At 69.4% G+C, this 24,485-nt stretch carries 15 protein-coding genes; 8 read left to right on the forward strand and 7 right to left on the reverse strand.

Features of this window, described 5'->3' with window-relative positions:
* Positions 1 to 72: 72 nt before the first annotated feature.
* Positions 73 to 1,128, reverse strand: a complete 1,056-nt coding sequence (locus ABS642_RS19040) for an alpha/beta hydrolase (RefSeq protein ID WP_350351370.1) — start codon at positions 1,126 to 1,128, stop codon at positions 73 to 75.
* A gap of 160 nt (positions 1,129 to 1,288) precedes the next feature.
* On the opposite strand from ABS642_RS19040, the gene ABS642_RS19045 reads away from it, so the two are divergent.
* Genes ABS642_RS19045 through ABS642_RS19055 form a run of 3 tightly spaced genes read left to right on the forward strand, consistent with a single transcriptional unit; the run spans position 1,289 to position 4,598 of the window.
* Positions 1,289 to 2,869: an ABC transporter ATP-binding protein gene (locus ABS642_RS19045; RefSeq protein ID WP_350351371.1), complete on the forward strand. Its 1,581-nt coding sequence runs from the start codon at positions 1,289 to 1,291 to the stop codon at positions 2,867 to 2,869.
* Positions 2,866 to 4,119, forward strand: a complete 1,254-nt coding sequence (locus ABS642_RS19050; RefSeq protein WP_350351372.1) for an ABC transporter ATP-binding protein — start codon at positions 2,866 to 2,868, stop codon at positions 4,117 to 4,119. The genes ABS642_RS19045 and ABS642_RS19050 overlap by 4 nt, the downstream gene beginning before the upstream one ends.
* Entirely contained in the window at positions 4,020 to 4,598 is a 579-nt protein-coding gene (locus ABS642_RS19055) for an ABC transporter ATP-binding protein (RefSeq protein ID WP_350351373.1), read from the forward strand. Before ABS642_RS19050 ends, ABS642_RS19055 begins: the two co-directional genes overlap by 100 nt.
* A 10-nt stretch (positions 4,599 to 4,608) precedes the next feature.
* Here ABS642_RS19055 and ABS642_RS19060 read toward each other — a convergent pair whose 3' ends face one another.
* Positions 4,609 to 5,133 (reverse strand): WHG domain-containing protein, encoded by a 525-nt coding sequence (locus ABS642_RS19060; protein ID WP_350351374.1) that lies wholly within the window; start codon positions 5,131 to 5,133, stop codon positions 4,609 to 4,611.
* A gap of 78 nt (positions 5,134 to 5,211) precedes the next feature.
* Here ABS642_RS19060 and ABS642_RS19065 point away from each other — a divergent pair, with 78 nt between their 5' ends.
* Positions 5,212 to 5,922: an MBL fold metallo-hydrolase gene (locus tag ABS642_RS19065; RefSeq protein ID WP_282216119.1), complete on the forward strand. Its 711-nt coding sequence runs from the start codon at positions 5,212 to 5,214 to the stop codon at positions 5,920 to 5,922.
* Between the two features lie 4 nt (positions 5,923 to 5,926).
* Here the strand turns inward: ABS642_RS19065 and ABS642_RS19070 are convergent, their stop codons facing one another.
* From ABS642_RS19070 to ABS642_RS19080, 3 genes are all read right to left on the reverse strand, one after another.
* Entirely contained in the window at positions 5,927 to 6,457 is a 531-nt protein-coding gene (locus ABS642_RS19070) for an isochorismatase family protein (protein WP_350353468.1), read from the reverse strand.
* Positions 6,458 to 6,525: 68 nt separating this feature from the next.
* Positions 6,526 to 7,968 carry a cytosine permease gene (locus tag ABS642_RS19075; RefSeq protein ID WP_350351375.1) on the reverse strand — a complete coding sequence of 481 codons (1,443 nt, stop codon included), beginning with the start codon at positions 7,966 to 7,968 and terminating at the stop codon, positions 6,526 to 6,528.
* The gene (locus ABS642_RS19080; RefSeq protein ID WP_350351376.1) at positions 7,965 to 9,293 is read right to left on the reverse strand and encodes a M18 family aminopeptidase; all 1,329 of its coding nucleotides are present in this window, start codon (positions 9,291 to 9,293) and stop codon (positions 7,965 to 7,967) included. The genes ABS642_RS19075 and ABS642_RS19080 overlap by 4 nt, the downstream gene beginning before the upstream one ends.
* 163 nt (positions 9,294 to 9,456) lie before the next feature.
* Between ABS642_RS19080 and ABS642_RS19085 the strand changes: the two genes are divergently transcribed.
* Entirely contained in the window at positions 9,457 to 19,254 is a 9,798-nt protein-coding gene (locus tag ABS642_RS19085) for a hypothetical protein (RefSeq protein WP_350351377.1), read from the forward strand.
* A 131-nt stretch (positions 19,255 to 19,385) separates the two neighbouring features.
* A complete protein-coding gene (locus ABS642_RS19090) occupies positions 19,386 to 20,249 on the forward strand; it encodes an EamA family transporter (RefSeq protein ID WP_350351378.1) in 864 nt (287 codons plus the stop codon).
* A gap of 21 nt (positions 20,250 to 20,270) precedes the next feature.
* Here ABS642_RS19090 and ABS642_RS19095 read toward each other — a convergent pair whose 3' ends face one another.
* Entirely contained in the window at positions 20,271 to 20,927 is a 657-nt protein-coding gene (locus ABS642_RS19095) for a response regulator transcription factor (RefSeq protein WP_350351379.1), read from the reverse strand.
* 226 nt (positions 20,928 to 21,153) lie between these two features.
* Between ABS642_RS19095 and ABS642_RS19100 the strand changes: the two genes are divergently transcribed.
* Complete coding sequence (locus tag ABS642_RS19100) at positions 21,154 to 22,296, forward strand: histidine kinase (RefSeq protein WP_350351380.1); 1,143 nt, start codon at positions 21,154 to 21,156, stop codon at positions 22,294 to 22,296.
* 280 nt (positions 22,297 to 22,576) lie between these two features.
* Here the strand turns inward: ABS642_RS19100 and ABS642_RS19105 are convergent, their stop codons facing one another.
* Positions 22,577 to 23,320 (reverse strand): GntR family transcriptional regulator, encoded by a 744-nt coding sequence (locus ABS642_RS19105; protein ID WP_282216125.1) that lies wholly within the window; start codon positions 23,318 to 23,320, stop codon positions 22,577 to 22,579.
* Between the two features lie 169 nt (positions 23,321 to 23,489).
* On the opposite strand from ABS642_RS19105, the gene ABS642_RS19110 reads away from it, so the two are divergent.
* Positions 23,490 to 24,419 carry a phosphate/phosphite/phosphonate ABC transporter substrate-binding protein gene (locus tag ABS642_RS19110; protein ID WP_350351381.1) on the forward strand — a complete coding sequence of 310 codons (930 nt, stop codon included), beginning with the start codon at positions 23,490 to 23,492 and terminating at the stop codon, positions 24,417 to 24,419.
* Positions 24,420 to 24,485 lie beyond the last annotated feature (66 nt).

Here is a 24,485-nt window from a genome sequence, read left to right on the forward strand (position 1 = left end):
GCCCCTTTGGGTGCGCTCACAAAGGGGCCGCTCGGTCGAAAAGGGGCCGCTCGGCGGGGGAGGCGGATGCCGTCAGCGCGTCGTGTGCGCGTTGAGGAAGTCGATCGTCTTCTGCAGGGCCGTCTGCGCGTCGGGCATGTCCAGGTGGAACTGGTACTCGTGGGGCAGTGCGGGCTCATGCGGCGCGGGCCAGAACTGCGTCGTCACATCGACACCCAGTTCGTCGAGACGCTGCGCCATCGGGATCGACTGCAGCCAGGTGAGACCGTCGCCGTTGCCGCCGGAGATGTAGGTCGTGGGGAAGTCCGCGGTCACCCAGTCGACGGTCGACATGGTCGCTCCGGTCGAGTCCTCGGCCCAGGTGCGCGTACCGGAGTAGGCCCACATCGCCGACTTGAAGCCCCAGCCGGCGATGCCGTCCAGTCGGGCGAGGGCGGCGAGGTCGTACACGCCGCAGTTCAGCACGGTGGCGACGACCTGATCGGCCGCGAGGGTCGGCTTGATGCCCATGATCTCGGCGTAGTCCGGGCTGGTGATGAGCGTGGCCATCTGGCTCGCCAGCTGTCCGCCGGCCGAGTCGCCAGCGAGCACGATCTGCTTCGGGTCGACACCGAGCTCCTCCGCGTGCTCGTCGATGTAGGCGAGCGCGTCGTTGAGCTGGTGCACGGCGAGCGGGTACACGCCCTCCGGGCCGATCGTGTAGTTCACCGCGATGGTCGTGTAGCCCTCGGCCGCGAGGATCCGCATGTACGGGTCGACGTTCTCCTTCGCCCCCGAGATCCAGGCGCCGCCGTGGATCCAGACCACGGTCGGAAGCGGACCGTCGGCGGATGCCGGACGGAAGACGTCCATCGTGGTGTCGGCACCCGCGTCGCCGTACGAGACGTCGAGCTGCTCGTCGAGCTTCGTGTCGGGGACGTGCTTGTCCATCTCGGCGGCGGTCGCGTCGCCGCCCTTGGTGAACACCGCGCGGATGATCATCGCCGAGGGCCAGGGGCTGATCGACCCGATGATCGCCACGACCGCGACCACGGCCACGATGATGCCCAGCGCCACCCTGGTGCGGTGCCACGGCCGACGGGCCTTCTTCGGGTGATCGGACTCTTCGGCGTGCGCGACAGTGCTCATGGAACCCCTCCCTGCGCATCAGTGTGCCAGTATTCCGGTTCGGCGCGCGCGATGGTCGCCGGCGGAATCGGTGCGGGTCGAGGGTCGACTAGGTTAGTAAGGCAACCCTTACCAACCTCAGGAGTCCCATGTTCTTCCGCCCCGCCTCGGCGACGCTCTCGTGACGACCGTCGGCGGAGTGTTCCGGGAAGCGGTCTGGGGCACGGGACGCCGCGCGCGCGCCGCGCTCTCGATCGTGGGCTTCTGCGGACATCAGCTCGCCGAGGTGATGGTTCCTGTCGCGGTCGGCGTCGTGATCGACCGGGCCATCGCCCCGCATGATCCGGTCGCGCTCGCCTGGTCGCTGGTCTTCCTCGTCGCGGTCTTCGCGGTGCTGATCTGCGCCTGGCAGCTGGGAGACCGCGTCGGCACCGTCGTCTACGCGCGCGGAGAGCACGCCCTCCGGCAGGGCATCCTCGGGCTGGCACTGCGCCGGCGCACCCGTCGACCGGCGGGCGAGGTCCTCACGATCTCCTCCTCGGATGCCGGGGAGACGGCGGGCTTCTTCTGGGTGGTCGCCGAGCAGGCGGCCGCGGCGACCGCCGTGATCGTCGCGTGCATCACCCTGCTGGTCATCGCCTGGCCGCTCGCCGTCGCCGTGGTGATCGGCACGCTCGTGCAGGCGCTCGTGGTCAACGCCGTGAGCGGCGGACTGCGGCGGCGCGGGTACGAGGCGCAGCGGCAGGCGGCCCGTCTCGACGCCGTGAGCACCGACTTCGCCACCGGGCTCCGCGTGCTGGGCGCCCTCGGCGGTGCCGCGCGGGCGACGGAGCGCTACGTCGCCGAGAGCGCGGTCGCCGCGGAGGCCGCCTATCGCGCCGAGAAGGCGGCCGCCGCGCTGACAGCGCTCAACCTCGTGGTCAGCGGTCTCGCCTTCACCGGCATCGCGGTCCTCGGCGGGTGGCTGGCGCTGGACGGGGCGATCACGGTCGGCGGCTTCGTCACCGCGATGGGGCTGGCGCAGACCATCCGCGGCCCCCTGTCGACGCTCGGATACCTGCCGGCGGAGGTCGCGTCGAAACACGGGTCGGCGACGCGCATCGCCGAGTTCGCGGACGAGGCGGGAGAGGCTTCGGCTGCTCCGGATGCCGCGCCGCCGACCTCGACCGGAGGCGGCGACATCGTCGCCCGGGTGGTCGTCGACGGGAGACGCCTCGACATCGCCGACGGCGAGGTCACCGGCATCCGCGCCGACCCCGAGCGGATCTCGGATCTCGCCAGCCTCTTCGGCGGACGCAGGGAAGCCGCTCGCGGCGAGCTCGTCGTCGGCGACATCGATGCCGCCCACCTCGGGCGCGAGGGGCTGCGCGCTCTGGTGTTCGCGCCGCCGCATGACGCGGCCGTGTTCACCGGCTCGGCCGCGGAGAACATCGCCGAGCGCATCGAGGATGCCCATCTGACGGCATCCGCCTTCGACGAGGTCGTGCACCGACTGCCCGACGGGCTGGACGAGCGCATCGGCGAACGCGGACTGCGGCTGTCGGGAGGGCAGCGGCAGCGACTGCTGCTCGCGCGCGCACTGCATCAGCCTCAGCGCCTGCTCGTGCTGCACGAGCCCACCACGGCGATCGACCCGATCACCGAGGCGCAGGTCGCGGCAGGACTCGCGAGCGAGGGGCGCACGATCGTCCTGCTCACGGATCGCGCCTCGCTCCTGTCGGCCTGCCATCGCGTGCACGACCTGCGAGGAGCGGCATCATGACGGAGGAGAAGCTGCCGATCGCATCGGGTCGCGACACCGCACGCGGGCTGCTCGCGGCGCTGGGGCGACGCCGGGGTCTCACGATCATGGCGCTGGTCACCCTGTGCGCCGGTGTCGGCGCCGCGCTCGTGGCGCCCTGGATCATCGGCCTCATGGTCGACGACATCACCCGGGGCGGCGGTTCGCTGCTGCCCTACGGCCTCGCCCTCGTCGGCTCTCTCACCGTGGGCGCCGCGCTCACCTGGGCGGGGCGCGTGCTGCTGGCCCGACTCGGCCAGGGGACCATCCGCGAAGTGCGCGAGGCGGCCTTCCGCACGGCCCTCGCACAGCCGACGGCCCGCATCGAGGCCGCAGGGACAGGAGACCTGGTCGCTCGTCTCTCGGGCGACGTGCGCGCGGTCGGCCAGGTCGTCGAGGAGGCGCTCCCGGCCTTCCTCGCCGCGCTGTTCGGCATCGTGCTGAGCCTCGCCGGGATGGGACTGCTCGACGGGCGGTTCGCGCTCGCCGCGCTGCTGGCGGTCCCCGTGCAGTACTTCTCGCTGCGCTGGTTCCTGCGTCGCTCGGCCCCGGTCTACCGGCGGCACCGCGCCGTGGTCGCGGAGCGCGGACAGCGCACGATCGAAGCGGTCCGAGGCGTCGACACCGTGCTCGCGCTGCGCACCGAGGAGCAGCACCTGGAGCGCATCGCCGAGGCGAGCGAACAGGCCATCGGACTCGAGGTCAGGGCGACGAAGGTGCGCAACGACTTCAACGTGTTCCTGAACGGCGCCGAGCTGGTCGGGCTGTCGGCTGTTCTCGTCGTCGGCTACTTCCTCGTCGCCGACGGCCAGGTCGGGCTGGGCGCCGCGACCGCGGCAGCACTGTACTTCCTCGGGCTCTTCGGTCCGATGGGGACGCTCCTGTTCCGGATCGACGAGCTGCAGGATGCCGGGGCCAGCCTCGCCCGCCTGTTCGGCGTGATCGGACTGCCCAAGCCCGCCCCGCGCGAAGGCGTCGCCGCTCCGCGCCGCGGCGCGATCGATGTGCAGGACCTCGGTTTCGCGCACCGACCGGGACAGCGCGACCTCGACGCCGTGTCGATGTCGGCGGAGCCGGGGAGAAGATCGCCGTCGTCGGTGCGAGCGGCGCGGGCAAGACGACTCTGGCGCGGGTGCTTGCCGGCGCTCTGCCTCATGCGGAGGGCGCCGTGCGGCACGACGAGGTCGACATCGAGGCCTGGCATCCGCACGACCTGCGCGATGCCGTGGTGATGCTGACGCAGGAGCCCCATGTCTTCGCCGGGTCGATCCGCGACGACCTCGCGCTGTTCAGCGATGCCGACGAGGAGGAGATGCGCCGTGAGATCGATCAGCTCGGCGCGGGGTGGATCCTCGCCCTGCCTGATGGTCTCGACACGGTCGTCGGAGAAGCGGGGCTGCCGCTCACGCCGGGGCAGACGCAGCACCTCGCCCTCGTGCGGGTCGCGCTCGCCGCGGCATCCGTCGTCATCCTCGACGAGGCCACCGCCGAGGCGGGATCCGCCGATGCCGAACTGCTCGACCAGGCCGCGCTCACCGCGATCGCCGAGCGCACCGGCATCGTCATCGCGCACCGGCTGAGCCAGGCCGTCACGGCGGATCGGATCCTCGTGATGCAGGACGGCCGGGTGGTGCAGTCCGGCACGCATGACGAACTGGTCGCCGCCGCAGGACCCTATGCCGAGCTGTGGGCGGCCTGGACCGCGTGGTGAAGGAACCTCGTCAGGCCGTGAGCCCGGCGACGAGGTGGCGCAGGCCGTAGTCGAAGGCGCGATCGACGTCGCCGCCGAGGCGGAAGGCGCCGCCGAGCTCCATCTGCAGGAATCCCGTCGCCCAGGCTGTGAACAGGCGCGCGGCGTCGAGCGCGTCGTCGTCGCCGACCAGGGCGGATGCCGCGCGGATGAGCGGCGCGGCCGAGCGCTGCAGGGCGGCATGCGGAGCCGCGGCGCTGAACATGAGCCGGAAGGCCTCGGGATGCTGTCGGGCGAAGGCGCGGTAGGCCTGGGCGATGTCCGTGAGGTCCGCGTCGGCGGCCTCGAGACGTGCGGTGAGGTCGTCGATCACGGATTCGGCGATGGCGGAGAGCAGGGCATCGCGATCGCGCACGCGCTTGTAGAGCGACGGCGCCCGCACACCGACGCGTGTGGCGACCGCCTGCATCGTGACGCCCGCGGATCCTGCGGTGTCGAGGATCTCGCGACCGGCGGCGATGATCTGCTCGAGCGAGGTGCGGTCGGGTGTCGGCATGACGTCTCCTTCATGGCTATTGACAATAGCCATGATAGCTACGTAACGTAGCCATCGCAAACATCGGAAGGAATCGCCATGAAGCTCGCACCGCACCTGCACCGGCTCGGCAATGACATCGTCGCCTCGTACCTGATCGAGGTCCCGGAGGGGATCACGTTGATCGACGCGGGCCTCCCCGGACACTGGAACGACCTGAAGGCCGAGCTCGCGGCGATCGGCCGGCCGATGTCCGACATCCGCGGTCTCGTGCTGACGCACGGCGACGGCGACCACATCGGCTTCGCCGAGCGCCTGCGCCGCGAGACCGGGGTGCCGGTGTTCATCCACGCGGCCGACGCCCATCGCGTGCGCACCGGCGAGAAGCCGAAGACGGCGATGGGGCCGGCGAGACTCGGGCCGACGCTCGGGTTCTTCGCCTACGGCATCCGCAAGAACGCTCTGCGCACGCATCACGTGAGCGAGGTGGTCGAGGTCGCCGACGGCGACGTGCTCGATCTGCCCGGCGCCCCCGTGATCATCGGGATGCCTGGCCACTCGCCGGGAAGCATCTCGGTGCACGTGCCCGTCGCGGATGCGGTGTTCGTGGGTGACGCGCTCACCACGCGTCACGTGCTCACGGGAAAGGTGGGCGCGCAGCCGGCGCCGTTCACCGACGAGCCCGACACCGCGCTGGCCTCGCTCGACCGGTTGGCCGGGGTGTCGGCGTCGTGGGTGCTGCCCGGTCACGGGGCGCCCTGGCACGGGTCGCCGGCCGACATCGCCGCTGCCGTGCGGGCGGCGGGCTGACGAGCTAGCGCGCGGCCAGGACGGATGCCGTGTCGCTCACCGTGATCTGCGGCGGATACAGGCCCATCACCTGGATCGCGGCCGCATGGTTCTCGGCCGTCGACCCCGCGCAGGCATCGGCGGCGACGGTCACGTGCGCCCCGGCATCCGCCGCGGCCAGGGCCGTCGAGATCACGCAGCAATCCGTCGAGACCCCGGCCAGCACGATGTGCGCGCCGCGCCCGACGAGCGCCTCGAGCTCAGGGCCCCACTTCCCGAAGGTCGGCAGATCGAGGGTCGGATGCGGCGACAGTCCGACAGCCTCCGGCACGAGGGCGAACAGGGGATCCGTCGGCGGCTGGTCGGCGAACGGCCAGGCCGCGAAGTACGCGCCCCACGAGGTCGAGCGGTCTGCCGTCGGCATCCAGCGGGTCACGATGACGCGCTCGCCGAAGGCCTCGGCCAGCGCACGGATGCGGGGCATCGCCTCGACGAAGAACGGCGAGCCCCAGGCGGAATCCGGAGCCGCGAAGATCGTCTGCGGGTCGATCACCACCAACCACGCGTCGGGGGACGGCGTTTCGTCTCGTCGCTGCGCTCCTCGCTCAACGACCGGGTCAGGGCTCACGCCTCTTCCTGCCGCCGGATCTTCGCGGCCCGAGCGAAGTACGTCACGAGGAACGACAGCACCAGCGCGAAGAACACCCCGAGGTTCGCGTAGGCCCACTCGCCGTCCCTGCCGCCGATGAGGAACAGCAGGTAGCCCTGCCAGTTGTTCCAGGGTGCGTCTGCGGCGAAGTTGTTGACCACGAGACCCCACCCGATCACGCTGGTGACGACCATGGTTCCGATCGACGTCCAGTCCCAGGCGCCGTAGCGGCCGCGGCTGTCGAACAGCGCGTCCTCGTCGTAGTCCTTCCTGCGGCGCAGGATGTCGGCGATGAGGATGCCGGCCCAGGACGCGAGCGGCACGCCGAGCGTGATGAGGAAGCTCTGGAACGGGCCGAGGAAGTCGGTCGCGAAGAACACCACGAAGACCGTGCCGATCGTGAGGATCACGCCGTCGATCGCCGCCGCGGAGGGACGGGGGATGCGGATGCCGAGGCTCAGCAGCGTCAGCCCGGAGGAGTAGATGCCGAGCACCGCGCCCGAGACCAGCGCGAGCACAGCGGTGAGCAGGAACGGCACGAGCACCCAGACCGGGAGGATCGAGGCGAGGGCGCCGATCGGGTCGGCGGCGATCGCGTTCATCAGCTCGTCGTCCGAGCCCCCGAGCAGCAGGCCGAAGACCACCAGGATCACCGGGGCCACCGAGCCGCCGATCGTGTTCCAGGCGACGATCGCGCCATCGGATGCCGTGCGCTTCTGGTAGCGCGACCAGTCCGCGGCGATGTTGATCCAGCCGAGTCCGAAGCCGGTCATCACCATGACGAGGGCGCCGATCACCTGGCCGATGCCGCCGTCGGGGCGCGCCATCACGGCTGCGAGGTCGATGCTCGGCGCCGCGAGGATGATGTAGAGCACCGTCACGACGCCGGTGATCCAGGTCAGCACCGACTGCAGCTTCATGATCGTGTGATACCCGAGGACGGATGCCGTGACGATGAGCGCGGCGACGATCACAGTCGCGATGATCTTCAGCGCGACGCTGTCGCCGTCACCGCCGAGCTGCGTGATGATCGTCGCGGTCGCGAGCACGGCGAGGATCGCGAGGAACGTCTCCCAGCCGATCGACGTCAGCCACGAGATGATGCCCGGCACCTTCTGCCCCTGCACGCCGAACGCGGCACGGGAGAGCACCATGGTCGGCGCCGAGCCGCGCTTGCCGGCGATGGCGATGAGCCCGCACAACAGGAACGACACCACGATGCCGATGATCGACACCAGGGTCGCCTGCCAGAACGAGATGCCGAAGCCCAGCACGAACGATCCGTACGACATGCCGAACACCGACACGTTCGCCGCGAACCAGGGCCAGAACAGGTCGCGCGGCTTCGCGTTCCGCTCGGATTCGGGGATGATCTCGATGCCCGCGCGCTCGATGAGAGCAGGCTTGATGTCCGTCATGGACACATCTTGGCACTGCGCGGGCGTGCCGGGGGGCAGGCCGTGAAGAACGACTCCGCGGTGCGGGAGAGGTCGTAGAGGTCGGAGACCCCGGCGAGCTCGCGCGCGGAGTGCATCGACAGGATCGGGATCCCGACGTCGACGGTGCGGATGCCGAGGCGCGTCGCGGTGATCGGGCCGATCGTCGAGCCGCACGGCACGGAGTTGTTCGACACGAACTCCTGCGTCGTGACGCCGACCCGCTCGCACCATGCCCGCCAGGCGGCCGTGCCGACGGCATCCGTCGCATAGCGCTGGTTGGCGTTGAGCTTCAGGATGGGGCCGGACCCGAGCACGGGCTGCACGACCGGGTCGTGCTTGGCGATGTAGTTCGGGTGCACGGAGTGGCCGACGTCGCTGGACAGGCACCATGACGAGGCGTAGGCCCGTCGGCGATCGGAGGCATCGGCGCCGAGCCCGGCGTACAGGCGCTCGAGCACGTCCTCGAGGAAGGGGCCGGCAGCTCCGGAGCGGGACGCCGAGCCGAGCTCCTCGTGGTCGAACGCGGCGAGCACCGCGATCGGGGCCTTCGTGCGCGTGCGGTCGGCGATCTCGCCGAGGGCGACCACCCCGGCGTGCACGGAAGCGAGGTCGTCGAGGCGTCCGGAGGCGAAGAACGCGTCATCCTTCCCGAAGACGGCGCCGCGTGCCGTGTCGGCGGCCACGACGTCGTAGCCGCGGATGTCGGATGCCGTGACGCCGGCGGACGCGCCGAGCTCGGCGAGGATGTCGGCCTGGGTCGGGTCGCCGAGGCCCCAGACGGGCTGCGTCTCGGTCTGCTTGTCGAGGGAGAGGCCGTTGTTCGCACCGCGGTCCAGGTGGATCGCCAGCTGAGGCAGGCGCAGCAGGGGTCCGGTGTCGGCCAGCACCACCCGGCCGTCGGCGAGGGCGAGGCGACCGGCCAGGCGAAGCTCGCGGTCGAGCCAGGAGTTCAGGAGCGGGCCGCCGTAGACCTCGACCGCCGCCTGCAGCCATCCGCGGGCGCCGGTGGTCGGCTGCGGCTTGAGCTTGAACCCGGGGGAGTCGGTGTGCGCGCCGAAGACGTGCGCGGGCGTCGTCGCCGCGGCATCCGTCGGCACCACCCAGGCGATCGCGGCTCCGTCGCGGACGACCACGAAGCGGCCGCCGGCCTGTGCGGGCCACGCGTCCTCCTCCTTCAGTCGGGTGAACCCGGCGGCCTCGAGGCGGCGCGCGACCTCGGCAGCCGCGTGATAGCTCGACGGCGAGGCGGCGACGAAGTCGGCGAGATCCTCGGCGTGGGCGAGAGCATCCGGGGTGACGGGCATGGCGTGACCTTCCTGCAGGGGTGTCCTTCGATCGTAGGCGGCGGGAGGACGGCAGCCGGGGTCCGAGCGCATGACGACATGCTGGAATATCAGCTACTCTCCCCTCAAGAGGGCTGTCGAATCGAGCGGCGGGGGAAACCCTCTGGGGAGAAACAGGGGCGTCGTGCTCACACACGCGAAGTCGCGTATCCGTCGTTTCGTCGCGCAGGCGACGTCCGCTCTGCTGGTCGCCGCCGGCCTGACCGTCGTCGTCCAGACGGTCGCGCCCACGTCGGCGATCGCGGCGCAGAATCCGACCAGCTGCCAGGGCAGCGTGGCGCTGCAGAACGGCGGGTTCGAGGCTCCGGTGATCCCGAACGCCGCGTTCCGCCTGCTCGCGGAGAACTCCGTCCCCGGCTGGTTCACCAACGACAGCCAGAACCAGATCGAGTTCTGGAGCACCGGCTTCCAGGGAGTTCCCGCCGCCGCGGGCCGCCAGTTCGTCGAGCTCAACGCGAACTCGGCGAGCATGCTGTATCAGGACGTCGCGACGACTCCGGGGCAGACCCTCGCCTGGTCGCTCAAACACCGAGGACGCAGCGGCACCGACGTGATGCGCGTCGTGATCGGTGCACCGGGCGGCACCCTCGCGCAGAACGGCCCCAACCTCTCCGACGGCACCTCCGCATGGGGTGCGCACACCGGAACCTACGTCGTGCCGGCAGGTCAGACGACCACCCGCTTCGGCTTCGAGGCGGTCAGCTCCGCCGGAGGCAACGCCTCCGTCGGGAACTTCCTCGACGACATCACCTTCGGCACCGGGCCGTGCCTGGTCACGACGAAGACGGCGACCAACCTCACCCGAGGCGGCACTTCCGCCCAGGTCGGCGATGTGCTCCGCTACACGGTGACCACGCGGAACGACGGCGGAAACCCCGCCCTCCAGTCCGTCTCCACGGACGTTCTCGCGCCCGGCCTCGATTTCGTTCCCGGCTCGCTCAAGATCGTCGCCGGTGCGGGAACCGGCGCGGCGACGGATGCCACGGGCGATGACCGCGGCGAGTACGTGACCGGCAGCCGCACGGTCCGCATGCGCCTGGGCGACGGTGGAACAGCCGCAGCCGGTGGCTCGATCGCCGTCGGCGCGAGCACCACGTACACCTTCGACGCCACAGTGAACGTCTCGGCTGCGACGACGACGATCCTCAACGAGGCGCAGGTCGCCTTCCGCGACGCGGTCGTGAATCAGGACCGCACCTCGACGAGCCAGCAGACGCTGACGCCCGTCGCCGCCGCCGCCGATCTCGCGATCACGAAGACTCTGGACACGGCGCCGCTCGTCGCGGGCCTGCCGGCGACGTTCACGATCGGCGTGACCAACAACGGCCCGCAGACGGCCACCGGTGTGACGGTGACGGATGCCGTACCGGCGGGCCTGTCGAACGTCGTGGCGACCCCGACGAGCGGGTCCTGCACGGTCGGCACGACGATCAGCTGTGTCCTGCAGGATCTCACCGTCGGAGCCAGCGCGTCGATCACGGTGACCGGCGCCCTGTCGCCCGCTCTCGACCCGGGCTCCGCACTCACGAACACGGCTTCGGTCGCGGGCTCGAACGCCGACCATGTCCTCTCGAACAACACCGCGACGGCCACGGGAACGGTGACCACGGTGGCCGACGTGTCGATCGAGAAGACGTTCAGCCCCGAGACACCTGTGGCCGGTCAGGACGTGACCTACACGCTGACCACGCAGAACGCCGGACCCTCCGAGGCTCGCGACGTCAGGCTCACCGACCCGATCGACCCCGGCTCCGTGTTCCTCAGCGCGAACTCGGAGCAGGGCGCGTGTGCCCTCGTCGGGGGTGTGCTGGACTGTGCGCTCGGCACCCTCGCCCCCGGTGCCACTGTCGTGACGACCGTCGTCGTGCAGGTCGCGTCCGGTGCGACCGCCGTCGTGCAGAACTCGGCCAGCGTCACCTCCAGCACGAGTGATCCCGACCCGACCGACAACGTCGACTCCACGAGCTTCCAGCCCGAGATCGTCGCCGACCTCGCCGTCGAGAAGACGTCGTCCACCACCGAGGTCGCCGCGGGCGACCCGGTCGAGTTCACCCTGGCGGTGCGCAACCTCGGAACGGCCGACGCGGTCAACGTCGCCCTGGACGACACCGTGCCGAGCGGGTTCACGGTCACCGGGGTCGACGCCCCGGCCGGAGCCGACTGCACATCCACCGGCACGGCGATCCGATGCACCTGGGCTTCGTTCCCGGTTGGTGGCCCGTCGAACGTCGTCGTGCACACCGTCGTCGACGCCGACGCCCCGGAGGGTGCGCTGGTCAACACCGCATCCGTGGCCTCACCCGCCGAGGATCCGAACACGGACAACAACTCCGACTCGGTCGACATCGAGGTCGTGCAGAGCGCTGATGTGAGCGTGCAGAAGACGGTGTCCGCAGACCCGGTTCCCGGCGGTGCCTTCACCTACACGATCGACGTGCGCAACGACGGCCCGTCGACGGCGCGCGGCGTGACCCTGACGGATGTGCTCCCGGCAGGGTTCGTGTTCGGCGCGACCGACGGTGATTGCAGCTTCGCCGCAGGCGCAGTGACCTGCAATGTCGGCGATCTCGCACCCGACGACGAGGCCACCATCACGGTCTCAGGGACCTGGGCGGCCGGCGTGACGGGCACGGCGAGCAACACCGCAACCGTCGAATCCGCGACCCCCGATCCCGACCCCTCGAACAACACCTCCACGGTGGATCGACCTCTCGTCCCCAGCGCCGACATCGCCGTCGTCAAGACCTCGTCGACGTCGAACCCGTTGCGCGGCGGACAGGCGATCTTCCTGGTGACCGTGCAGAACAACGGACCGTCGGCAGCATCCGGCGTCGTGGTCGCAGAGGCGGTTCCGCCCGGGCTCATCATCGTCTCCGCTGTGCCATCGGTGGGCACATGGTCGACCGGTGACGCCATCTGGACGGTCGGCACCCTGATGCCCGGCGCTTCCGCCACGCTCACCGTGACCACGGATGTCGTCGCCGAGGGCACTCTGACCAACTCGGTGACCGCGTCGTCGCAGACGCCGGATCCGACCCCCTCGAACAACACCGGCACGTCGACGATCGTGGCCGCGCCCTCCGCGGATCTCCGGATCGTCAAGACCGCGTCGGCGAATCCGGCCCCGCTGAATGGGCCGATCACGTACACGCTCGTGGTCACCAACGACGGTCCGAGCACGGCCTCCGCTGTGCAGATCTCGGATGCGCTTCCGGCCGGACTGCGCGGTCCGACGACATCTACAGTCGGTTGCACGATCGCCGGCGGGGTCCTCGGCTGCTCCGTGGCCACTCTGGCTGCCGGGGGCACCTTCACCGCGACCGTGACGGGAACCGTCGACCCGGCGATCGCACAGGCGGATCTGTCCAACACCGCGACGGTCTCGTCCGCGACGGCCGATCCCGACCCCTCGGACAACTCCTCGACCGTGACCGTCCCCGTTGCGGGGACGCCTCGGGTGGAGCTCGTGAAGTCGGTGTCCGCTCCCGTCGATGCCGACGGCGACGGCCGGATCGGCGTCGGCGACACGGTCGCCTACGGCTTCACGATCCGGAACACGGGGAGTGTCACTCTCACGGGGGCGGCGATCACCGATCCGCTGCTCGACGGTACGGTCGAATGCGCCGCCTTCTCGGCGCCGCTCGCGCCCGGCGCCGAAGTCGCCTGTGCGCCTGTCGCGTACAGCCTCACTCAAGCCGACATCGACCGGGGAACCATCCGCAACGAGGCATCCGTGGTGGCGCAGTCCGCCCGCGGCGTCGCCTCCGACGATGCCTCGGCGAACGTGACGATCCCGGCCGTCAACGGCATCGCTCTCACCAAGTCGCCGAGCACCGTCACCGATACCGACGGCAGCGGCCAGGTCGAGGCCGGTGACACGATCACATACACCTTCACGGTCACGAACACCGGGACGACGACGCTGACCGCCGCGCAGATCTCCGACCCGATGCTCGGAGGCGCGGTGGTGTGCACCGCTCTCGCCGGCGTCGAGCTGGCACCGGGTGAGTCCGTGTCGTGCGCACCTGTGCCGTACACGCTGACGCAGGGCGACATCGACGGAGGAGTCGTGCGCAATACGGCGTCGGTGACGGCAGACGCTCCCGTCGGGAGCGTGACCGATTCGGCCGCAGCATCCGCCGACATCGATCGCACCGCCGGACTCGAGCTGGTCAAGAACGCCGGTGCCGTGCAGGACGCGGATGGCGACGGTCTGGTGGGTGTCGGCGACACCGTCGACTACTCGTTCACGGTGCGCAACACCGGCACGACGACCCTGACCGATGTGTCCGTCTCGGACCCGCTGCTCGACGATGACGCGCTGTGCGATCTCGGTTCGTTGGCCCCCGGGGCTGTCGCGGACTGCGGGCCGTTCACCTACACGCTCACGCAGGACGACATCGAGAACGAAGTCGTGCGCAACACCGCGACCGTCGATGCGACCAGTCCGTTGGGGACGCTCAGCGACGACGCCTCCGCCGAGGTGATCATCGACGCCACGAGCGCCGTGGAACTGACGAAGACGCCGGCCGCTCCGGTCGATGCGGATGACGACGGCAGGATCGGCGCCGGCGACACGGTCGCGTATGCGTTCACCGTCCGCAACACCGGCACGACCGTGCTGCGTGACATCGCGATCGATGATCCGCTGCTCGGCGGCGCTGTCGACTGCCCGTCGCTGGACGGTCTCGTGTTGGCGCCGGGAGAAGAGGCCGACTGCGGTCCGATCGTCTACACGCTGACGCAGGCGGATGTCGAGGCGGGCGTGGTCCGCAACACGGCGTCGGTGATGGCAGACAGCGTGATCGGCGAGGTGGACGATGAGGCCTCCGCCGAGGAGCCTGTCGCCGGTACCAGCGGGGTCTCTCTCGACAAGGCGCCGAGCCCGGTGATCGATACGGTGGCCGACGGTGCAGTGGGCGTCGGCGACACGATCGGGTACACGTTCACGGTGACCAACACCGGCACGACGGTGCTGCGCGACATCGTGATCGATGACCCGCTCCTGGGAGGTCCCGTCGACTGCCCTGATCTGGACGGTCTGGAGCTCGCGCCGGGAGATGACGTCGAGTGCGGCCCGATCGTCTACACGTTGACGCAGGCCGATGTCGAAGCCGGTGCCGTGCGCAATGCCGCGACGGTGACGGCGGACAGCGTTCTCGGTGGCGTCGACGACGCGGACACTGCCGACGTGGAGTTCGCCGGCACCGCTGGGATCTCGCTGACGAAGTCGGCCGGTGCAGTGGTCGACACCGTCGCCGACGGTCGGGTGGGTGCGGGCGACACGATCGCCTACTCGTTCACGGTGCTGAACTCGGGAACGGTGGTCCTGCAGGATGTCGTGGTCGATGATCCGCTGCTCGGCGGCGCCGTCGACTGCCCCGCGCTGGACGGCGTCGCATTGGCGCCGGGAGCGTCGGTGGACTGCGGTCCGATCACCTACACGCTGACACAGGCGGATGTCGAGGCGGGCGTCGCCCGCAACTCGGCTTCGGTGTCGGCCGTCAGTGTTCTCGGCGGCGTGGATGACGCCGCGTCGACCGAGGTCGACGTCGTCGGCGTGAGCGCGGTCGCGCTGACCAAGACGGCCGGCTCCGTGGTCGACACGGTCGCCGACGGTCGGGTGGGCGCAGGTGACACGGTCGCCTATTCCTTCACCGTGCAGAACACCGGGACCGTGGTCCTTCGTGACTTCGCGATCGACGACCCGCTGTTGGGCGGTGCCATCGACTGCCCCGCGCTGGACGGTCTCGCTCTGGCGCCTGGTGCGTCGGTGACGTGCGGTCCGGTCGTGTACACGCTCACCCAGGCGGATGTCGACGCGGGAACCGTGCACAACGAGGCGGCCGTCGTGGCCGACTCGGTGGTCGGCGATGCCGATGACGAGGCCGAGCTCGACGTCGTGGTGCCGGGCGTGAACAGCATCGCTCTCGACAAGGCTGCGGGAGCGGCCGTCGACGTCGACGGTGACGGGGTCGTGGGTGAGGGCGACACGGTCGCGTACACGTTCGCGGTGACGAACACGGGAACCACGACGCTGACGGATGCGGAGATCACCGACCCGATGCTGGGTGGTGTGGTCGATTGTGCGGCGTTGGATGGGGTGGATCTCGAGCCGGGTGACACGGTGACGTGCGACCCGATCGAGTACACGTTGACGCAGGCGGATGTGGATGGCGGTCTGGTCCGCAACGAGGCCTCGGTGGAGGCGGATGCGCCGCGGGGTGCGACCGTCGACGACACGGCCGGGATCGTGGTCGACATCGACGCGTCGGCGGGTATCGAGGTGCGGAAGTCTGCGGGAACCGTCACGGACGGGGATGGCGATGGCGCGGTCGGTGCGGGTGACACGCTCGCGTACAACTTCGTCGTGCGCAACGCCGGGACGACGACGCTGCAGGACATCGTGATCGATGATCCGCTGCTCGGCGGGGTCATCGACTGCCCGGCCTTGGACGGTGTGGCGCTCGCGCCGGGTTCGACCGCGAACTGCGGTCCTGTGGTCTACACGCTCACGCAGGACGACATCGAGAACGGCGTCGTCAGCAACAGCGCGACGGCAGGCGCCACCAGTCCTCTCGGTCCGGTCGATGACAGCTCGACGGTCGATGCCACCGTCGACGGCACGAGCGGGATCGAACTGATCAAGACGCCCGGAGCCGTGGTCGACACCGTCGCCGATGGCCGGAACGGCGCCGGAGACACGGTCGGGTTCACGTTCACGGTGCGGAATACGGGGACGACGCTCCTGCGCGACATCGTGCTCGACGACCCCTTGCTCGGCGGTGCACTCGACTGCCCGGCCCTGGACGGGCTCGAACTCGCGCCGGGCGCCGAGGTCGAGTGCGGTCCGATCGACTACGTGCTGACCCAGGCGGATGTCGAGGACGGCGTCGTGCGCAACATTGCCGCGGTCGCCGCCGACAGTGTGCGCGGTGCCGTCGACGACGAGGCGACCGCGGAGGTGGACGTCATCGGGGTCAGCGACATCGCTCTGACGAAGACGCCCGGTACCGTGGTCGACGCTGTCGCCGACGGTCGGGTCGGCGCGGGTGACACGGTCGCGTTCTCGTTCACGGTGCACAACACCGGCACGGTGGTCTTGCGCGACATCGTGATCGATGATCCTCTGCTCGGCGGCGTGCTCGATTGCCCCGATCTCGACGGTCTCGATCTGGCGCCGGGCGACGAGGCGGACTGCGGTCCGATCGTCTACACGTTGACGCAGGCCGACGTCGAGGCGGGGATCGTGCGGAACACGGCTTCCGCGTCGGCGGACAGCGTCCTCGGTGAGGCCGAGGACGAGGCGTCGGCAGAGGTCGACGTCGTGGGTGCCGGCGAGATCACTCTGACGAAGACCGCGGCATCCGTGGTGGACACGGTCGCCGATGGCCGGGTGGGCGCGGGCGACACGGTCCCGTACTCGTTCACGGTGCAGAACACCGGAACGGTGCTCGTGCGAGACATCGTGATCGATGATCCGCTCCTGGGTGGTCCTCTCGATTGCCCCGCTCTCGACGGTCTCGAGCTGGCACCGCGCGACGCGGCGGACTGCGGTCCGATCGTCTACACGCTGACGCAGGCCGACATCGAAAGCGGAATCGTCCGCAACACCGCCACCGCGACAGCTGACAGCGTCGCCGGCGAGCTGGATGACGAGGCAACCGCAGACCTCGATGTGGTCGGTACCGCAGGGATCGCTCTGACGAAGGTCCCCGGCGCGATCATCGATACCGTCGCCGACGGCCGGGTGGGCGCGGGCGACACGGTCGGCTACACCTTCACGGTCCGCAACACCGGCACGGTCGTGCTGCAAGACGTCGTGATCGACGATCCGCTCCTCGGCGGCGAAGTCGACTGCGCGGCTCTGGACGCTCTCACGCTGGCGCCTGGCGCGTCGGTGACGTGCGGCCCGGTCGTGTACACGCTGACCCAGGCCGACGCCGATGCGGGCAGTGTGCACAACGAGGCATCCGTCACCGCCGGCTCTGCTGCCGGAGTCGTGGACGACGAGGCTGAGGCCGATGTCCTGGTCCCCGGCACGAACAGCATCAACCTCCGCAAGGTGGCGGGTGCGGTCGTGGATGTCGATGGTGATGGGGCGGTCGGTGCGGGCGATACGGTCACATACACGTTCGCGGTGACGAACACCGGGACGACGACCCTCACGGATGCGGAGATCACGGACCCGATGCTCGGTGGGGTCGTGGATTGTGCGGCGCTCGATGGGGTGGATCTCGAGCCTGGTGACACGGTGACGTGCGACCCGATCGTCTACACGCTGACGCAGGCCGATGTGGACGGTGGTCTGGTCCGCAACGAGGCCTCGGTGGAGGCGGATGCGCCGCGGGGTGCCACCGTCGACGACAGGGCGGGCATCGTGGTCGACATCGACAGCTCGGCGGGCATCGAGGTGCAGAAGTCCGTGGGGACGGTGACCGATGTGGACGGCGACGGTGCGGTGGGGGCGGGCGACACGCTCGCGTACAACTTCGTCGTGCGGAACGCCGGGACGACGACGCTGCAGGACATCGCGATCGACGACCCGCTGCTCGGCGGGGCCATCGACTGCCCGGCCCTGGACGGCCTGGCATTGGCGCCGGGTGCGACTGCGAACTGCGGACCTGTCGTCTACACGCTCACGCAGGACGACATCGAGAACGGGCTCGTCAGCAACACGGCGACAGCAGGCGCCACCAGCCCCCTCGGCCCGGTCGATGACAGCTCGTCTGTCGACGTGACCGTCGACGGCACGAGTGGGATCGACCTCACGAAGACCCCCGGCGCGATCGACGACGTGAACGGCGACGGAATGGTCGGCGCCGGTGACACGGTCGGGTACACCTTCACGATCCGCAACACCGGGACGACGATCCTTCGCGACATCGTGCTCGATGACCCGCTGCTCGGCGGAGTCGTCGACTGCCCGTCGTTCGACGGTCTCGAGCTGAGCCCGCAGACCGAGGCGACGTGCGGTCCGGTTCCGTACACGCTCGTGCAGGGTGACATCGACGCAGGGACGGTGCACAACGTGGCATCCGTCCAGGCCCAGTCGGCGGCGGGCGACGCCGAGGATTCCGCCGAGGCCGATGTCGTCGTGACCGGAACGGACCGACTCACGCTGCTGAAGTCGGCTGCCGCAGCCGTTGACGCCAACGGCTCGGGAAGGACGGATGCCGGCGACACGATCGCCTACACCTTCACCGTGACGAACACGGGGACGACGACACTCACCGGCGTCACCGTCGACGACCCGCGTCTCCGCGGACCCGTCACGTGCGACACCACCACGCTGGCTCCGGGACAGGCGGCGATCTGCTCCGGCGATCCGGCGGTTCTCACCCAGGTCGAGATCGACGCCGGCGAGATCGTGAACACCGCGACCGTGACCGCCACCGGCGGGGGCGATCCCGTGACGGAGGAGTCCACGATCACGACCCCGCTCGAGAGTCAGCCCGCGATCGCCCTGGCCAAGACCGGAGGCGATTACGTCGACGCGAACGGCAACAACAGGATCGACGCGGGGGACACGGTGGCATTCCGATTCACGGTGAGCAACACCGGTGCGCAGACCCTCACCGGGGTCGCGATCGACGACCCGCTGCTCGGCGGCCCGGTCTCGTGCGCGATCCCCGACCTCGCTCCCGGTGAGACGGCCGAGTGCGGGCCGGTCCGGTACACCCTCACCGCGGCGGACGCCGCCGCGGGCACGGTGGTGAACGTCGCCACGGTGAGCGGGGCCGCCGGTGCGGTCGTGGTCACGGCCGCGGCGACGGTCTCCGTCGATGTGACCGCGCTCGCGGTGACGGGCGGCGTGATCACGGTGCTCGGCTGGGCTCTCGCCCTGCTGATCGCCGGTGCTCTCGTCCTGTTCATCTCCCGTTCGCGACGATCGACTATGGTGTACCGCGATAGCGCCTAGGGTTCCGGGGTTCGCGCCCGACTGGTCCGAGCGGCGCCACGGTTCTCCTCCGCAGGAGAGCCGTCATCTGACAGGACAAAAGCCCGGAGGACCCTGTTCGTCGCGCCCGCGTCGAACGGAAGGGTCTCGTCATGTCCCCTCTCGCGTTCGTCCTCGTCTTCGGCGCCGCCATCGCCCACGCGGCTTGGAATGTCATCGCGCACGGCGTGAGCCGCGCGGGCTTCCCCTTCCTGTGGTGGGGCGCCGTCAGTAGCACGCTCGTGTGGATCGGCGCCGTGCCGTTCACGGGCGGGCTCGGCGCCGAGGATCTCGGCTCGTTCGCGCTCGGCGTCGGCGTCTCCGCGACGCTGCACGTCGGCTACATGGTGGTGCTGCAACGCGGCTACCGCGAGGGGAACCTGTCCACCGTGTACGCGACCGCGCGCGGCACCGGACCGTTCCTGTCGGTGATCGTCGCCGTGCTGCTGCTGGGCGAGCGGCCCTCGGCCGTCGCGCTCGTGGGCGTCGCCGCGATCATCGTCGGCGTCGTGGCGATCGGTCTCGTCGATCGGGGGATGGGAGCGCAGACCCGTCGGATCGACCCCGGCTTGCTGTTCGGGCTGCTCACCGGTGTCGCGATCGCGATCTACACGATCTGGGACGCGCACGCGGTGCGCACCTGGAATCTCTCCCCGGTCGCGTTCATGGTCGGCACCACTCTGCTGCAGGTGCCGTTCTACTCGTTCGCGGTGCGTCGGCGGTGGGATGCCGTGTGGGCGCTCGGTCGCCTGCACTGGCGGCGGATCCTCGTGTTCGGCATCCTGTCGCCGCTGTCGTACATCCTCGTGCTGACCGCCATACAGATCGCGCCCGTCGCCCTCGTCGCGCCTCTGCGCGAGGTCAGCGTGGTGCTCGTCAGCCTGTTCGGCGTGGTGGTGCTGCGGGAGTCGCGACCGTGGTGGCGCATCGCGGCATCGCTGGTCGTGGTCCTCGGGATCGTGCTGCTCGCCGTGTGAGCAGAGCGACCCGAGAGTTCGTCAGCGGAAGTTGACGAGCCCGGCGTGCGCTGCGGCCACGAGGATCTGCACGCGGTCGCGCAGGTGCCACTTCGACATCATCCGTCCGAGGTGCGCCTTGACCGTGCCCTCGGAGACGATGAGAGCCCGGGCGATCTCGGCGTTGGACATGCCCTTCGCCAGGCACTGGAGCACCTCGGACTCGCGGTCGGTGAGCGGCTCGAGGTCCGTCGCATCCCCCGTGAGTGGTTCGGAGTCGCGCACGTGCTTGATCAGCATCGACGCGATGCGCGGCGAGAGGGAGCTCTGACCGCTGAACACGTCGCGCACGCCGATCACGATCTCCTCGGCACTGGAGTCCTTGAGCAGATACCCGGAAGCGCCGGCACTCAGCATCGGCAGCACCGTGTCTCGTCCGTCGAGCGTGGTCACGGCGAGAACCCGCACGTGGGGCCACCGCTCGACGATGGCGCCGGTCGCCTCGATGCCGTTCATCTCCGGCATCTGCACATCCATCATGACGACATCCGGCTGCTCGCGTTCCACCGTCGCGATGGCCTCCACGCCGTCCTCCGCCTGTCCGATCACCTTGATCTCGGGGTCGCGAGAGACGAAGTGCGAGAGCGCCGAGCGGACCAGGGGGTCATCGTCGACGATCAGGACGCGGATGTCAGGCATGAGGGAAGCCTAACGGCGCGGGCTGGGGCCTGCTCGTATGTAGACCTTTGGCCAAAAAGGTCTAGCTGCAAGTCAGATGTGCTCACCGCGCTGCGCCGAGAAGATGGGTACAGACATCGACAAACGACTAGGAATCGGGGGTGAGCGTTATGCCTTTCTGGCAGCAGGTTGGTAAGTTCTTTGGTCTCTACCGCTAGAGTACCTGGCGGATAGGAGATAGTGAACCATGGCCTTCGACCAGTCCGTTCGAGGATCCACGGATGCTCTTCGGCTAGGTCGGGGAGAGAAGCTCAGCAGAGTTGAGCAGATCGTCATCCTGGTCATCATCTCCATCACTGTCGCCCTCGACATCATCGCTCTCATCACGAACCCGGGTGGGAACCCGTTCGGTCTCCTGGTGAGCATCGCGTCGACGGCCAGTTTCGCCCTCTATCTCTGGAATCCCCTTATCGCGACAGGCGCCCTTGGCGTCGTGTTCGCACTCTCTTTCCTCGTCGGAACCGAAGCTCTGGTCCTGACCGCTGCCGCTGTCGCGGCAGGGCTGGTCATGAGGCTGGGGTGGACGTCTCTGGTCCTCTCCTATACCGGTGCATTCCTCGTCGCCGCGGCGCTCGTCGCCAACGCGGGCGCGGAAGCCGACTTCAGTGTGGGGCTGTTCCTCATCTTCGCGGCCGTGGCAGGCGCTGTCGGCTTCGCTCTGAGGATTGCCTTCGCCCGCGGACGTCGCCTCGAAATCGCGCTCGAAGAGAGCGCGGAGCAGGAGCGACAAGCCGTTCTCGCCGAGCGACGATGGATCGCCGGCGAGCTGCATGACAGCATCGCCCACCACCTCACCGTGGTGGCGCTGCACGTGCAGATGCTCGAGGACCCCTCCACCAGCAACGATTCACGAGAGGCGATCCGCGTCGCCGCGAGAAAGGCGATGGCGGATCTCCGATTCGTGATCGAACTCGCGGATGACGGACCGCGCTCCGCCGAGATGCAGACGGGTGACCTCGCCGACGCGATCGACGAGGCCCGGCAGGAGTTCGAATCCGCCGGTCACCCCGTGCGCCTCGAAGGCGACCTTCGGGACGAGCGCATCCCGCGCGCAGCCGAGATCGTGCTCGCGCGCATCGTGCGCGAGTCCGCCACGAACATCCTGAAGTACGCCGGACCCGGAGAGGTGCTCATCAGTCTCGACATCGACGACGACGCGGCAGCGCTCACGCTGCGCAGTCCTCTCCCGACCACGCCCCGACGCGAACTGTCCTCCAGCCGCACCGGCCTCGGTCGGATGGCGGAGCGGGTGATCGGCGCGAGTGGAGAGTTCAGTGCGGGTGAAGTCGACGGACACTGGCTGGTCTCCGCCCGCCTGCCCATCGCGTGAGCCGCGGCACGGTATAGTGGGCCGACGCATCGCGTGAGTTCTCCGCGAATGTGGACGAAAGTCCACCAAAGGTCTCGACCTTTGGCCCTACGATCAGGGCCCTCCTCCGAAATATCCTGGAGGCTCCCCAGATAAAGCGTCCCCAGCGCTGCGATCGCGAGCGCGGTCTTTCTGGCTTCTGAAACACTTGCGCGCTCGCGATCGCCTTCTGTCCCTCCGGACATCGTGACTTCGTCGCGTCCGACGTCGGGATGGAACTGCCGATGCGGCGCGTGCGCCTCTAGCCGCCCACGGCCCGCATGTAGTGACCGTCGTTCGAGATCCCGGATGCCGCGACGGTGAACCGCACGACCTCGCTGAGGTACCTGTCCTCCGACGCCTCGAAGATCCGGCCCTCGGAATCCCGCGATGTGCGGCTGAGCCGCAGGATCGGTGTGCCTCGGGGCACCCGCAGCAGCACGGCGTCCTGGTCATCCGCCGCCACGGCGTCGATCACGTGCTGCAGGCTCACGATCGGATGCCCGACCGACGCCAGGTGCTCCGTGATCGAGACCTCATCGAGGTCGACCTCGAAGAGCCGCCGACCCGCGACCTCGGTGTAGGCCAGGCGCTCCAGCATCGTCGGACGCCCGTCGAGCAGTCGGAGGCGGACGACGCTGACGATCGTGTCATCGGGCTCCACGCCCAATGCGGCGGCGAGGTCGCCGGCGCGCCGCAGACTCAGCTCCTGCGTCTGCGCACCGGGGGAGACGCCGAGCTCCCGCGCCCATCGCGTGAACGGTACCGAGACGTCGACGGCCTGGTTTGCCTTCCGCGCGACCACGCGCGCCGGTCGTCCGCGGCTCGTCTCGATCAGGCCCTCACCGCGCAGCGCGGCCAGCGCATTGCGGATGGGGCCGCGCGAGGTGTGCCACTTCTCCGCGAGCTCGGCCTCGGTCGGAACGTCATCGCCCGGGCGCAGCGCGCCCGCGGCGATCTGGTCGCGGAGGTCGTCCGCGATCTGGGTGTACACAGCTTCAGCCACATAGGTACATTACTTGATCACCTCGGAGAGCGGCACCTCGTTCCGTCAGAGTTCACTCAGGCGAATGGCGGGTAAACGCCCGTTGAACTCTTCCAAGTTAGGTATATATCTCGACCGAGTGCGTGCGAGAGTCTTCCGTGGATCACCCCTCCCACCCTGAAAGGTCCTCATGAAGCTTCGCGCTCTCCCCGCCCTCGCCGGCGCGGCGATCCTCGCCCTCGGTCTCGCCGCCTGTTCCGGCGCGGCCGAGGCCACCGGCACCCCCGGAGCCGACGAGTCGTCGTCGACGACCAGCTTCGCGGTCGACGAGAACACCCTCGTCTTCGGCGTCGTCCCCGACTCGGTCGACACCGAGACCAACTACCAGCCGCTGATGGACTACATCGCCGAGATCACCGGCAAGACGGTCGAGTACCACGAGTCCACCGACTACGCCGCCCTGATCGAGGCCGCGGTCGCCGGCAAGGTCGACGTCGCGTCGTTCTCCGGCTTCACCTACGTCACCGCCACGAACAACGGCGCCAAGCTCACGCCCATCTCCTCCATCGTCACGGACGAGGGCCAGGAGCCCGGGTACTACTCGCAGGCGATCGTCCCCAAGGACAGCGACATCTCCAGCATCGCCGACTTCAAGGGCAAGAAGGTCTGCTTCGTCGACCCGTCCTCGACGTCGGGCTACCTCTTCCCCTCGTACAATCTGCTCAAGGCCGGCATCGACCCGAAGACCGACATCACGCCGGTGTTCGCCGGCAAGCACGACGTCAGCGTGACGAAGACCGGTGAGGGCGTCGAGTGCGAGGCCGGCTTCGCCGAGGACTCCGAGGTCGAGAAGTCGGACGCCGTGAAGGTCATCGACGAGACCATGGTCCCCGGTGCCCCGCTGGTCTTCTCGTCGACGCTCCCCGAGGAGGTCTCCCAGAAGCTGGTCGACGGCCTCGCCGAGATCACGATCGACGACATCATCGCTGCCGGCATCGACAGCGCCGACTCCGACTCGTTCCGCAGCGTCTTCTACGCCACGAAGCCGGTCGACGACGCGTACTACGACCTCATCCGCGACATCTGCAAGGAAACCGAAGCGGAGCAGTGCCAGGGCTGACGCCCCGAGCCCGCTTGACCGTGCGCTTCGACAGGCTCAGCGACCCATTGGGTCCCTGAGCCTGTC

Source organism: Microbacterium sp. A8/3-1 (genome assembly GCF_040267695.1).
Classification (GTDB): domain Bacteria; phylum Actinomycetota; class Actinomycetes; order Actinomycetales; family Microbacteriaceae; genus Microbacterium; species Microbacterium luteolum.